We start from the raw sequence: 13463 nt of genomic DNA, 5'->3' as shown, positions 1-13463 counted from the left end.
CCCCCCGGTGGGTTCAACCGCTCCTTCCCTCAATGACGTTGGGAGGCACATTGCGCAGCCACCTGAGACGACTGGCCGTCACGGCCGTCGCCCTGCTCACCGCCTCGTCCGCGCTCCCGGCCGCCGCGGCCGGGCGGCCGAGCCCGCCGGAACACCCCTCGCACGGCGGGCTGTCCGCCGTCATCCGCTACACCGAGTACGGCATTGCGCACATCGTCGCCAAGGACTACCCGGACCTCGGCTTCGGCACGGGCTGGGCGCAGGCCGCCGACCAGGTGTGCACGCTCGCCGACGGCTTCGTGACCGTACGCGGCGACCGCTCGCGCTTCTTCGGACCGGACGCGAAGACCGATCTGTCGCTGTCCTCCGCGTCCGACAACCTCTCCAGCGACCTGTACTTCCGCGGAGTGCGGCAGGCCGGCACGGTGCGCAAGCTCCTCGCCGCACCCGCACCACTGGGCCCGAGCAAGGACGTGAAGGACCTGATGCGGGGCTTCGCCGCCGGCTACAACGCCTGGCTGAAGCAGCACCGGATCACCGATCCGGCGTGCCGGGACGCCGCCTGGGTGCGGCCCGTCAGCACCCTGGACGTGGCCGCCCGGTTCTACGCCCTCGCGGTGCTCGGCGGCCAGGGCGGCGCCGTGGACGACATCACCTCGGCGCAGCCCCCCACCGGCTCCGCGGCCCGCCCGCGAAACGTGGACGCACAGGCACTGATCACGTCCGTGCGGGCCCGGACCGCCGACTCGGACATGGGCTCGAACGCGGTCGCCTTCAGCGGCGCCACCACGGCGAACGGCCGCGGCCTGCTGCTGGGCAACCCGCACTACCCGTGGCAGGGCGGACGCCGGTTCTGGCAGTCGCAGGAGACCATTCCGGGCGAGCTGAACGTCGCGGGCGGCTCGCTGCTCGGCTCGCCGGTCATCTCCATCGGCTACAACGCACATGTGGCGTGGAGTCATACCGTCGCCACCGGGGTGCCGTACAACCTGACCCGGCTGACCCTCGACCCGGCCGACCCCACCGTCTACCTGGTCGACGGCGAGCGGGAGCGGATGACCCGGCGGACCGTGACCGTGGCCGTCAAGGACGGCACTCCGGTCACCCGGACCCAGTGGTGGACCCGCTACGGCCCGGTCGTCGCCCACAGCCAGGGCAACCCGCCGCTGCCCTGGACCACCACGACGGCCTATGCGTTCAGCGACCCGAACGCCACGAACATGCGGTTCGCGGACACCTCGCTGGACTTCGCCAAGGCGCGCTCCACGGCGGACGTCCTCGCGTCCCTCGACCGGCATCAGGGACTGCCCTGGGTGAACACCATCGCCGCGGACTCCTCGGGCCACACCCTCTACACCCAGTCGCAGGTGCTGCCCCGCATCACCGACGACCTCGTGGCGCGGTGCTCCACCGACCTCGGCAGGCAGACCTACCCGGCGGCGGGGCTCGCGGTGCTCGACGGTTCCCGCGGCGACTGCGCGCCCGGCAGCGACCCCGACGCCGTCCAGCCCGGCATCTTCGGGCCCGCCCGCATGCCCACGCTCAAGGACGCCCCGTACGCGGAGAACTCCAACAACAGCGCCTGGCTGACCAACGCCGACCGGCCGCTGACCGGGTACGAGCGGATCTTCGGCACGGTCGGCACCGAACGCTCGCTGCGCACCCGGGGCGCGATCGAGGACGTGGCGGCCATGGCGCAGCGAGGCGGGCTGACCGTCCGCGACCTGCAGCACCAGGAGTTCACCGACCGGGCGCCCGCGGGAGAGCTCGCCGCGGCCGACACGGCCAGGGCCTGTGCCGCGCTGCCCGGCGGCACCGCGACGGCGAGCGATGGCACACGGGTCGACGTCGGCGCGGCCTGCCCGGTGCTCGCCGCATGGGACCGGACCATGGGCACCGGCAGCCGGGGCGCCCTGCTGTTCGACCGGTTCTGGCGGAAGCTGACGAACGCGGTGCCGTCGGGCCGGCTGTGGAAGGTGCCGTTCTCGACGGCGGATCCGGTCCGCACGCCGAACACGCTGAACACCGGCACCCCGGCCTTCGCCACGGCGCTCGCGGACACGGTGCAGGAGCTGCGGGCGGCGGGCTTCGCGCTGGACTCCCCGCTCGGGGAGCACCAGTTCGTGGTGCGCGACGGCCGGCGCATCCCCGTGCCCGGCGGCACGGAGCGGCTCGGCGTGTGGAACAAGGTCGAGGGCGTCTGGAACGCGGCGCAGGGCGGCTACGCGGACGTGACGACGGGCTCCAGTCACATCCAGGCCGTCGGCTGGGACGGCAGCCCCTGCCCGGTGGCCCGCACGCTGCTGACGTACTCCCAGTCCTCGAACCCGGACTCGCCCCACTCCAGCGACCAGACCCGGCTGTTCTCCGGTGAGCGGTGGGTGACGGCCCGGTTCTGCGAGAAGGACATCCTGTCCTCGCCCGCGCTCCAGGTCGTCCACGTGCACGACCGCTGAGTATGTGGTCCCGTCCCACATGGGGCGGGACCACACCTGCTCAGACCGGACGTGTGCGGCCTGCCCAGTACGGGTCCCGCAGGCGCCGCTTGTACAGCTTGCCGTTGGGGTCGCGGGGCATCTCGGCGATGAAGTCGACGCTCTTGGGCCGCTTGTAACCGGCGAGTTGCCGCGCGCAGTGGTCCAGCAGGGCGGCGGCGAGGTCCGGGCCGGTCTCGTGGCCGGGGGCCGGTTCGACCACGGCCTTGACCTCCTCGCCCCAGTCGTCGTGCGGGATGCCGAAGGCGGCGGCGTCGGCGACGGCCGGGTGGGAGAGGAGCACGGACTCGATCTCCGCCGGGTAGATGTTGACCCCGCCGGAGATGATCATGTCGATCTTGCGGTCGCGCAGGAACAGGTAGCCGTCCTCGTCGAGTACGCCGAGGTCGCCGACGGTGAAGAAGTCACCGATGCGGTTCTTGCGGGTCTTGGCCTCGTCCTTGTGGTATGAGAAGCCACCGGTGCTCATCTTCATGTAGACGGTGCCGAGCCGGCCGGGCGGCAGCCGGTTGCCGTCGTCGTCGAAGACCGCGAGTTCGCTGATGGGCCAGGCCTTGCCGACCGTGCCGGGCTTCTTCAGCCAGTCCTCGGCAGTGGCGAAGGCACCACCGCCCTCGCTGGCCGCGTAGTACTCCTCCACACAGTGCCCCCACCAGTCGATCATGGCTCGCTTGACGTGGTCCGGGCAGGGGGCGGCGCCGTGGATGGCGTGCCGCATGGACGAGACGTCGTAACGGGCCCTCACCTCGTCCGGGAGGGCCAGCAGCCGGTGGAACTGGGTCGGGACCATATGGGTGTGCGTACACCGGTGGGTGTCGATGCGGCGGAGCATCTCCTCAGGAGTCCACTTGTCCATCAGCACCAGCCGGTGGCCGATGTGCAGGGACGCGCCCGCGAACTGCAGGACGGCCGTGTGGTAGAGCGGTGAGCAGACCAGGTGGACGTTGTCGTCGAACGGCTTGATGCCGAAGATGCCGAGAAAGCCGCCGAGATAGGCCTCCTCCGGGGCCTTGCCAGGCAGCGGTCGGCGGATACCGCGCGGGCGTCCGGTCGTACCGGAGGTGTAGTTCATGACCCAGCCGAGTTCGCGGCCCGAGGGGACCGACTCCGGCTGTCCGTCGAGGAGTTGGCCGTACGGCCGGAAGTCCTCGACCTCGCCGACCGCGTACCGGTGACGCGACGGCAGTCCCGCCTCGTCGGCGGCGGCGCGTGCGGCGGCGCCGAACCGCTCGTGGGCGATGAGCACCTTGGCACCGGAGTCGGCGATGATCCAGGCGATCTCTGGGCCGACGAGGTGGTGGTTGACCGGGACCAGATAGAGGCCGGCCTGGGTGGCGGCCAGGTAGGCGGTAAAGAACTCGACGCCGTTGGGCAGCACGACGGCGAAGGAGTCGCCGCGTTCGAGACCGGCCGCGCGCAGCCCGTGGACGAGCCGGTTGGCGGCGGCGTGCAGGCGTCCGGCGGTCCACTCCTCGCCGTCGGGGGCGATGAGGACGGTGTGATCGGGATGCCGGGCGGCCTCGGCCCAGAAACCGGCGGGCGGCGTGCTCACGGGTGCGCTCACGGTCGGCCGCTCCTTCCGGCGATGCGGTTGATGCGGTCCACGGCCCGCTCGAAGCCGCGGGTGAGGTCGTCGACGACGGCCTGGACGCTGCGCTCGCTGCTCATCCGGCCGACGATCTGCCCGACGGGGGTGCCGAGCAGCGGTTCGACCTCGTACTTCTGGATCCGGGAGACCGCCTCGGCCACCAGCAGCCCCTGCAGCGGCATGGGCAGGGTGCCGGGTCCGGCCGGATCGTCCCAGGCGTCGGTCCACTCGGTACGGAGCTGCCGTGCGGGCTTCCCCGTCAGCGCGCGGGAGCGGACGGTGTCCCCGGACCCGGCGGCGAGCAGCTTGCGGGTCAGAGCGGGCGAGTGCAGATCGGCTTCTGTGGTGGTCAGCCATATGGAGCCCAGCCACACACCCTGGGCGCCGAGGGTGAGCGCGGCGGCCACCTGCTGTCCGCTGCCGATGCCGCCGGCGGCAAGGACGGGCAGCGGGTCGACGGCGTCCACGATCTCGGGGGTGAGCACCATCGTGGCGATCTCCCCGGTGTGGCCGCCGGCCTCGTAGCCCTGGGCGACGACGATGTCGATGCCCGCCTCCTGATGTTTGCGGGCGTGCCGGGCGCTGCCGGCGAGCGCGGCGACCAGGACGTCCCGTTCGTGGGCGCGGGCGACGACGTCGGCGGGCGGCGAGCCGAGGGCGTTGGCGAGCAGCTTGATCGGATAGTCGAAGGCGACGTCGAGCTGGGTGCGGGCGACCTGCTCCATCCACCCGGTGATGCGCCACCCGGACGCCTCGCCCTCGGCCAGTTCCGGCACCCCGTGCCGGGCGAGGGTGTCCCGTACGAACTGCCGGTGCCCCTCGGGGATCATCGCCTCGACGTCCGCCTCGGTCACGCCCTCGACCTTCTTCGCGGGCATGACCACGTCCAGCCCGTACGGCCGGTCGCCCACGTGCGCCTCGATCCAGTCGAGGTCGCGTTTGAGGTCGTCGGGGGCGGTGTAGCGGACCGCGCCGAGCACGCCGAAGCCGCCGGCCCGGCTGATGGCCGCGGCGACGGCAGGGAACGGCGTGAAGCCGAAGACGGCGTGCTCGACTCCCAGTCTCTTGCTCAGCTCCGTCTGCATGGGCGCAGGATGCCGCAGCCGGCCGGACGACGGAAGAGTTTTTCTGACGTACCGTCAGTTTTTTGGGGACCGGTGGTCTGTGAGCGGTAGCGGTGTCACGCGGTGGCCTGAAGCACCGCCATCGCCGCGTTGTGCCCCGGCACCCCGCTCACCCCTCCCCCGCGCACCGCGCCCGCCCCGCACAGCAGGACGTTCGCGTGGCCCGTCTCCACTCCCCAACGGCCCGTGCCCTCCTGGGCGTAGGGCCAGGACAGGGCGCGGTGGAAGATGTTGCCGCCGGGCAGCCTGAGGTCGCGTTCGAGGTCGAGCGGGGTCTTCGCCTCGATACAGGGACGGCCGTCGGCGTCCGTGGCCAGACAGTCGGTGAGCGGCTCGGCGAGGTGGGCGTCGAGCTGGGCGAGCGTGGACTTCAGCAGTTCCTCGCGCACGGCGTCGTTGTCCCGGTCGAAGAGCCTGGCAGGGGTGTGCAGGCCGAACAGGGTGAGCGTCTGGTAGCCGCGCTCGGCGAGTTCGGGGCCGAGGATCGAGGGGTCGGTCAGGGAGTGGCAGTAGATCTCCGAGGGCGGTACGGCGGGGAGTTCGCCGGCGGCGGCCTGGGCGTGGGCGGTGGCGAGCTGCCGGTAGCCCTCGGCGATGTGGAAGGTGCCGGCGAAGGCCTCGCGCGGGTCGACGTCCGGGTCACGCAGCCTGGGCAGCCGGGTGAGCAGCATGTTGACCTTGAGCTGGGCGCCCTCGGCCGGCTCGGGTGCCAAGTCCCCGGTGAGTGCGGCCAGTTCGTGCGGGGAGGCGTTCACCAGGACGTGCCGGGCGGCGGCGACGCCCTCTCCGTCGGCCGTGCGGTAGGTGATCTCGGCACGGTCGCCGTCGGTGGCGATCCGGACCGCCTCGTGACCGGTGCGGAGGTCCGCGCCCGCCGAACGGGCTGCGGCGGCCAGCGCGTCGGTGAGGGCGCCCATGCCGCCGACGGGTACGTCCCAGGCTCCGGTGCCGCCGCCGATGACGTGGTAGAGGAAGCAGCGGTTCTGGACGAGGGAGGGGTCGTGAGCGTCGGCGAAGGTGCCGATGAGGGCGTCGGTGAGGACCACGCCCCGCACCAGGTCGTCGGCGAAGTCCTGCTCGACGGCGACGCCGATCGGCTCCTCGAACAGGGTGCGCCAGGCGGTCTCGTCGTCGATGCGGCGGCGCAGTTCCTCTCGGGTGGGCAGGGGCTCGGTGAGGGTCGGGAAGACCCGTTCGGCGACGCGGGCGGTCATGCCGTAGAAGCGCTCCCAGGCCGCGTACTCGCGTGCGCCGCCGGTCAGCCGGGCGAAGGCCTCCCGGGTGCGCTGCTCGCCGCCGCCGACGAGGAGGCCGATGGGTCGGCCGTCGCGTTCGGCGGGGGTGTACGAGGAGATGGTGCGGGCGCGGACCCGGAAGTCGAGGCCGAGATCGCGCACGATTTTCCGCGGCAGCAGGCTGACCAGGTAGGAGTAGCGCGACAGCCGGGCGTCGACGCCGGCGAAGGCGCGGGTGGAGACGGCGGCGCCGCCGGTGTGGTCGAGCCGTTCCAGTACCAGGACAGAGCGGCCGGCCCGGGCCAGGTAGGCGGCGGCGACCAGGCCGTTGTGTCCACCGCCGACGATGACGGCGTCGTACGTGCGGGTTGCGTGAGGGGCAGCCATGGTTCTTCGTAACACGTGTTGATCCACGGCGGCCAGAGGTGCGCCCCTGACGTGTCCGGACCCGAAGCCCCAGGCGGGCCTCGGGAGTATCCGGGCCCGGCGGGCCGCGGGCGTGTCCAGGCCCGGCGGCACCGGCGGGGCTCGGGGGGTGGTCAGGCGCGGAGCCCCGGGCGGGGCTCGGGGGTGTCCAGGCCCGGCGGCACCGGCGGGCCTCGGGGGTGGTCAGGCGCGGAGCCCCAGGCGGGCCTCGGGAGAATCCGCGTGTGGAGCCCAGGCGGGCCTCGGGGGTGGTCGGGCGCAGGCGCAGGCCGCGGTCGGGCGCCCCGCCACCGCCAGACACCGGCCGCGATCAGGCCCCTCCCCACCGGCGCGGCCGGACGCCCCACGCCACCGGCAGCCACCAGCCGTGCTCAGGCGCTCCACATTGTTGGCAAACACCCAGCCGTGACCAGTCCCGTCCCACCGGCACGCCCCGGGGCGCGGCCAGACGCCCCACCCCCCGGCAGACCCCCGGCCTGACCAGTCCCGCCCCGCCGACACGCTCCCCGCCGTGGTCAGGCGCTGCCGGGCGCGAGCCGGTGGCGGACCACTGCGACCCGGCGGTACAGCTCGCCGGCCTCGGTGCCCCGGCCGAGCCGCTCCAGGCAGTGGGCTTCGTCGTTGCGGCCCGCGAGGGTGTCGGGATGGTCCGGACCGAGGGTCCGCTCGCGGGTGGCGGCGACCCGGCGATACTCGGTGAGGGCGTCCTCCCAGCGGCCGAGCCAGCCCAGGGCCACGGCGATCTCACGGTGACTGACGAGCGTGTCGGGGTGGGCGGGGCCGAGCACCTGCTCGCGCAGCAGGCACACGTCGCGGGCCTCTGCCAGGGCCTCCTCCCAGCGACCGAGCCGGCCGAGGTTGACCCCGAGGCCGTGCCGGGCGCGCAGGGTGTCGCAGTGGCCGGGACCCAGGACACGGGTGCGGTCCTCGATCAGGTCGCGGTACAGGCGCAGGGCGTCCGCGCTGCGGCCGAGCCGGCCGAGGCTGAGGGCGGTCTCGTAGCGGGCGGCCAGGGTGTCGGGGTGATCCTCGCCGAGGACGCGGGCCCGGATTTCGGCGACCTCGCGGTAGAGCCGCAGGGCCTCCTCCCAGTGGCCCGACTGCCCCTGCGCGTAGGCGACTTCACAGCGGGAGACCAGGGTGTCGGGATGGTCGGCGCCGAGCACCCGCGCCCTCGCCCCGGCCACGTCGAGGGCGGCGCGCAGCGCGTCGGCCGGCCGGCCGAGCCGGCCGAGGGTGCAGGCGAGGTTGTGCCGGCAGCGCAGGGTGTCCGGGTGGTCGGGGCCCATGGCCCGCACCCGGGCGGCGAGCACCGTGCTGTACACCTGGTGGGCCTCGAAGTGGCGGCCCAGCCGGCCGAGCACGTAGGCGGTCTCCTGACGGGCGGCAAGCGTGTCGGGGTGGTCGGCACCGAGTACGCGCGCTCTGGCCTCGGCGACGTCCGTGTAGGCGTCGAGCGCCTCGGTGACCCGGCCGGCGCGCAGGAGGGTGAAGGCGGCCTCGTACCGGTCGGCCAGGCTCTCGGGGCGGTCGGGACCGAGGCGCTCCGCGGGGAGGGCCGGAACGGGGTGCCGGTCGCCCGCCGGTCCGTTGCGGCCGCTCGCGCCTCCGCGGCGGTGGCCCCAGGTCAGATGGGACCCCGCGCTCCTTAGGGGCGCGACCGCCTCCGGCGTCACGACCCAACGGCCCGACAGCACCGCCCCGGGGTCCGGCGGCAGGGCGCCCGGTCCGGCGCCGAGCGCCTTGTGCCCGGTGGTCATGCGATGGGTCCAGGACGGCAGTCGGCCCCCCTCCTCCGCGACAGCTGACTCAACGGCCTTGACTGGCTTGCTCGTTATGTGCCCGGTCCGGATTCTGCGCAGCAACTCCCCACCGTCGTACGGCCGTTCCTCCGGCCGCTTGGCCAGCAGGGCGTGGATGATCTCCTGGAGGTGGCCGGGCAGTTCCGGGCGCAGCTCGCGCAGGGGGCGGGGCGGGGTGTCGCGGTGGCCGATGAGGACGGCCCAGGCGTCCTCCAGGTCGAACGGCGGTGCCCCGGTGGCGATTTCGTAGAGCACACAGCCCAGCGAGTACAGGTCACTGCGCTGGTCCACCTCGCCGCCGCCGATCTGTTCCGGGGACATGTAGTGCGGGGTGCCGAGGGCGACGCCGGTGCCGGTCAGCCGGGCGGTGAAGCCGATGCCGTGGCCGAGGCGGGCGATGCCGAAGTCGCAGATCTTCACGGTACCGTCGGTCAGCCGCACGATGTTGGCCGGCTTCAAGTCCCGGTGGACTATGCCGTGTTGGTGGGTGTAGGCCAGGGCGGCGGCGACCTGGGCGGCGATGTCCGCGACGTCGTCGACGGGCAGCGGGTGGCCCTTGTTCTCCTCCAGCAGCCGGCTCAGATCGCGGCCGTCGAGCAGTTCCATCACCAGGTACGGCATGCCGTCGCACTCGCCGAAGTCGTGGACGACGGTCACTCCGCGGTGCGAGAGCGACGCGGCGACCCGGGCCTCGCGGTGGAACCGCTCCCGCAGGACGCGGGCGAGGGCGGGATCGTGGTACGGGCCGAGCGGCTTGAGGCACTTCACCGCGACGTGCCGGCCCAGGGACTCGTCCCGGGCCCGCCACACCTCGCCCATCCCGCCCCGCCCGAGCAGTTCGAGCAGCCGGTACCGGCCCTGAACCAGCCTGTTCTCCCCCATAGCGATCCGCCGCCCCCGTCGCCGTCCGCCCCGCCCCGGGATGCGCCCCGGACCGCGGCCGGACACACCGCGCCGGCCCGATCCGCGCCACACCCCCTGCTCGTCCAGTATGACGGCCTATCGTCCGAGTTTGTACGGTGCCGGACGCGCGCCCGGTCCGAGCCTCGCCGTCGCGCGCAGGATGTGTTTGGGCGGCAGTTGCCAGCGCACCGTTGCAGGAACAGCACGCAGGAGCCTGCCCGTGGCCCGCAGCCGACGGGTGACGACGGCGGGTGCGGGGGCCGGTCTGCCGTACAGCTCATGGGCGTACGACGGCAGGGCGGCGTATGCCAACTGCGCCACGCGCCGCCACAGCAGCTCGCGCGCCGGTACGAGAAGGGGATGCGTCGGCGGGCGGAGCAGGAAGTCGTCCACGACGCGTGCCTCGGTTCCCGCGGCCAGTTCCGGGCGCACCTTCTCGAAGTACGCGGCGAGTTCGGCGCGGCTCGCCGGTACGGTCGCCGGGTCGAGGCCCACCAGGCGTGCGCTGACCCGGTGTTCGGCTATGTAGCGGTCGGCCTGGGCGTCGGTGAGCGGGAAGCCGGAGCGGCGCACCACGTGCAGATAGGAGTCGATCTCCGCGCAGTGCACCCACAGCAGCAGTTGCGGCTCGCCCACGCCGTAGCGTTCGCCGGTGTCCGGGTCGGTCGCCGTCAGCATGCTGTGGATCTTCCGGACGCGGACGCCGGCCCGCTCGGCGGCCTCGGTGGTGCCGTAGGTCGTCGTGCCGACGAAGTTCGCGGTGCGCATCAGCCGGCCCCAGGCGTCCCGCCGGAAGTCCGAGTTCTGGATCACCCCGCGCACCGCGCGCGGGTGCAGCGCCTGCAGGTACAGCGCGCGGACACCGGCGACCCACATCATGGGGTCGCCGTGCATCTGCCAGGTCACGGAGTTCGGCGTGAAGAGCCCGGGATCGCCCATGCCCGCAGGCTAGCGCCGCACCCTCGGCATCCCCAGGCCGATCCAGGAGATGATCTCGCGCTGGATCTCGTTGTTGCCGCCGCCGAAGGTGAAGATGACCGCCGAGCGGTAGCCGCGCTCCAGTTCGCCGTGGAGGACGGTGCCCGCGGAGCCTTCCTTCAGTGGTCCGGCCGCGGCGACGATCTCCATGAGCCAGGCATAGGCGTCCCGGCGGGCCTCGGAGCCGTAGACCTTGACGGCGGAGGCGTCCTGCGGGGTGAGGGTGCCCTCCTGGACAGCCGTGACCATCTGCCAGTTCATGAGTTTCAGCGCGTCGAGGCGGGTGTGGGTGCGGGCCAGCAGCCGGCGTACCCAGGGCAGGTCGGCGACCCGGCGGCCGTCGGCGAGCTTGGTCTCCATCGTCCAGCGCTGGACGTCGTACAGGGCGCGGACGGCCATGGTGCCGTGGGCGGCGAGGGTGACCCGCTCGTGGTTGAGCTGGTTGGTGATCAGCCGCCAGCCCTGGTTCTCCTCGCCGACGCGGCGGGAGACGGGGACGCGGATGTTCTCGTAGTAGCTCGCGGTGGTGTCGTGGGAGGCGAGGGTGTTGATGACGGTGCACGAGTAACCGGGGTCGGAGGTCGGCACCAGCAGCATGGTGATGCCCTTGTGCGGCGGGGCGGCGGGGTCGGTGCGGGTGGCCAGCCAGACCCAGTCCGCGGTGTCGCCGTTCGTCGTCCAGATCTTCTGCCCGTTGACGACGTACTCCTCGCCGTCGCGTACGGCCCTGGTCCGCAGGGAGGCGAGGTCGGTGCCGGCGCCGGGCTCGCTGTAGCCGATCGCGAAGTCGATCTCGCCGGAGAGGATGCGTGGCAGGAAGTACGCCTTCTGCTCCTCGGTGCCGTACCGCATCAGCGTGGGGCCGACGGTGTTCAGCGCCATCAGCGGCAGCGGTACGCCGGCCTGCGCGGCCTCGTCGAAGAAGATGAACTGCTCCATCGCCGTCATGCCGCGTCCGCCGTACTCCTCGGGCCATCCGACGCCGAGCCAGCCGTCGGTCCCGAGCCGGCGGACGGTCTCACGGTAGAACCGCTTCTGTGCGGCCTTGTCGCCGTAGCGGGCGTAGGCATGGTCCGGGACCAGTTCGGCGAAGTAGGCGCGCAGCTCGGCGCGCAGTCGCTGCTGCTCGGGCGTGTGGTCGAGGTGCACGGCGCCTCCAGGCTCCCCAAGGGCGGTCCTGACGGCGCACACCGTAGAACGTGTTACAGAAATTGGGAATGGCGTGCCCGGGAAGAATTGGTCACGCATTGTGTCTGGTTCGCCCGGGTTTGAGTGGGGTATGCCTGTCCTATGAGTACCGCATCGACGCAGCTGGCCGCAGCGAGCGGCCTCATGAGCCTCGTCCTGTTCGTCGTAGCCGTGGCTGTGCTCGGGTTTCTCGCCGGCGGCTTCTGGCTGACCTCCCGCGTCAAGTACCGCGAATCCCCCCGGCCGCGCCCCGAGGAGCAGCCCAAGCTGCCGCCGGAGGGGCCGGTGCGCGAAGTGCGGGAGAACAGGGAATCCCAGGAGGTTCCCGTGCCCCCCGAGGGCGGCCGCCCGCTCACCCCGTACCAGCTGAGCAACCAGGACACCAGGCCGAGCGCGTCGAAGGAGCGGCCGCGCTGGAGCAGGGGGTCCAGCGGCTCGTTCGGTGGCGGCGGCCTCGGCGCCCACTGATCCCCGAGCCGGTTCGGCCCCGCCCCTGACAGCCCCGGCCCGCCGTATGCCCCTAGGAGTTCTTCCGGGCGGCGTCCAGGCGGCCGACGCGGGCCACGTTCTGCCGGTCCTCGGGGTCCTCGCTGGGCTCGGCGGCGAACCAGGCGTCGAGGATCTCCGTCAGCAGCGGTCCCGAGGTCAGGCGCAGGCTGAGCGCGAGGACGTTGGCGTCGTTCCAGCGGCGGGCGCCGTCCGCCGTCCCGGCGTCCGTGCACAGGGCCGCGCGGACGCCGGGCACCTTGTTGGCCGCGATGGACGCGCCCGTACCGGTCCAGCAGCACACCACGGCCTGGTCGGCGACACCCTCTGCCACGTCCCGGGCTGCCGCCTCGGAGCACACGGCCCACTGGGGGTCGGCCCCGGGCCGCAGCGCACCGTGCGCCCGCACCTCGTGGCCGCGCTTCTCCAGCTCGGCGAGGAGGAGCCGGGCCACGGGTTCGTCCATGTCGGAGGAGACGGAGATGATCATGTGCGACTCTATCCTCGCAGGTCGGAGAGCTCGATAGCTCGATGACATCAATTGCGGACATCACGTTGCAGCGCAGTCTTCTCCCGCAGCGTACGGCGGAGCAGTCCGATTCGAACGGGCCCCGGTGTGCGGGCCAGCAGCAGGGCGACGTCGTCGTGGGAGTGATCAGTCGGCAAGAGGGACTGGAGCACGATGTCGCAGGCGTCCTCCAGGGAGGCGGAGGGCTGGGCGAGAGCGTGACGCAGCAGATTGATACCCATCTCAAGATCGTGGTCGCGGGCTTCGATGAGGCCGTCGGTGTACAGGGCGAGCAGGCTGCCCTCGGGCAGGTCGATGTCCGTCGCTTCGAACGGCAGGCCGCCCAGGCCCAGAGGCGGGCCGGGCGGCAGGTCGAGTAGGTCGGCCGTTCCGTCGCGGGTCACCACGGCGGGCAGCACATGCCCCATCACGGTGACGGAAATGCCGCGCCGGGCCAGCTCACGCGCACGCTCCGCGGCGGCCGACGGCGGCTCTATGCCGCTCGGCTCGATGCCGAGTTCCAGGCCGGCCAGGACGCCACGGACGTGCTCGGCGATGTTCTCGGAGGTCATGCGGACCAGGTGCGGGTCGTCCCACAGCTCGGGAACCTCGCTCCGCAGGCGCCGCGCCACGTCCACGATCAGCTCGTCCGCCTGCGGGGCAAGCTCATGTACGGCACGGCGCACGAGGCCGTCGGCCGTGAGGTCCACACTGTCGACGTTACGCCCGA

10 protein-coding genes are annotated in these 13463 nt (G+C 72.6%); 2 read left to right on the top strand and 8 right to left on the bottom strand.

The features are described 5' to 3' along the window. The first annotated feature begins 50 nt into the window (after positions 1 to 50). Positions 51 to 2456: a penicillin acylase family protein gene (locus LE548_RS08305; RefSeq protein ID WP_225096008.1), complete on the top strand. Its 2406-nt coding sequence runs from the start codon at positions 51 to 53 to the stop codon at positions 2454 to 2456. Between the two features lie 40 nt (positions 2457 to 2496). Here LE548_RS08305 and LE548_RS08300 read toward each other — a convergent pair whose 3' ends face one another. The 6 genes from LE548_RS08300 to LE548_RS08275 all read right to left on the bottom strand — a co-directional run bounded on the left by LE548_RS08300 (position 2497) and on the right by LE548_RS08275 (position 11700). After that, positions 2497 to 4047, bottom strand: coding sequence for an acyl-CoA synthetase (locus tag LE548_RS08300; RefSeq protein ID WP_225096121.1), 1551 nt, complete (start codon positions 4045 to 4047; stop codon positions 2497 to 2499). Positions 4048 to 4055: 8 nt separating this feature from the next. Next, positions 4056 to 5168, bottom strand: a complete 1113-nt coding sequence (locus LE548_RS08295; RefSeq protein ID WP_225096007.1) for a nitronate monooxygenase family protein — start codon at positions 5166 to 5168, stop codon at positions 4056 to 4058. A gap of 95 nt (positions 5169 to 5263) precedes the next feature. Further along, positions 5264 to 6829 carry an NAD(P)/FAD-dependent oxidoreductase gene (locus LE548_RS08290; protein WP_225096006.1) on the bottom strand — a complete coding sequence of 522 codons (1566 nt, stop codon included), beginning with the start codon at positions 6827 to 6829 and terminating at the stop codon, positions 5264 to 5266. Between the two features lie 554 nt (positions 6830 to 7383). Then, on the bottom strand, positions 7384 to 9552 hold the full coding sequence (locus LE548_RS08285) for a tetratricopeptide repeat protein (RefSeq protein ID WP_225096005.1): 2169 nt from the start codon (positions 9550 to 9552) through the stop codon (positions 7384 to 7386). A 117-nt stretch (positions 9553 to 9669) separates the two neighbouring features. After that, complete coding sequence (locus LE548_RS08280; RefSeq protein WP_225096004.1) at positions 9670 to 10512, bottom strand: oxygenase MpaB family protein; 843 nt, start codon at positions 10510 to 10512, stop codon at positions 9670 to 9672. A gap of 9 nt (positions 10513 to 10521) precedes the next feature. After that, positions 10522 to 11700 carry an acyl-CoA dehydrogenase family protein gene (locus LE548_RS08275; protein WP_225096003.1) on the bottom strand — a complete coding sequence of 393 codons (1179 nt, stop codon included), beginning with the start codon at positions 11698 to 11700 and terminating at the stop codon, positions 10522 to 10524. 141 nt (positions 11701 to 11841) lie between these two features. Here LE548_RS08275 and LE548_RS08270 point away from each other — a divergent pair, with 141 nt between their 5' ends. Next, positions 11842 to 12207, top strand: coding sequence for a DUF6479 family protein (locus LE548_RS08270; protein WP_225096002.1), 366 nt, complete (start codon positions 11842 to 11844; stop codon positions 12205 to 12207). Between the two features lie 52 nt (positions 12208 to 12259). On the opposite strand, the gene LE548_RS08265 is transcribed toward LE548_RS08270, so the two are convergent. Both LE548_RS08265 and LE548_RS08260 read right to left on the bottom strand, forming a co-directional pair. After that, entirely contained in the window at positions 12260 to 12715 is a 456-nt protein-coding gene (locus tag LE548_RS08265) for an RpiB/LacA/LacB family sugar-phosphate isomerase (protein WP_225096001.1), read from the bottom strand. A gap of 47 nt (positions 12716 to 12762) precedes the next feature. After that, entirely contained in the window at positions 12763 to 13443 is a 681-nt protein-coding gene (locus LE548_RS08260; RefSeq protein ID WP_374116036.1) for a SpoIIE family protein phosphatase, read from the bottom strand. Positions 13444 to 13463 lie beyond the last annotated feature (20 nt).

This window comes from Streptomyces sp. CoH27 (genome assembly GCF_020181035.1).
Classification (GTDB): Bacteria; Actinomycetota; Actinomycetes; order Streptomycetales; family Streptomycetaceae; genus Streptomyces; species Streptomyces camelliae.
Note: the sequence above shows the minus strand (reverse complement) of the source record. Positions and strands in the feature narration are given on the sequence as shown.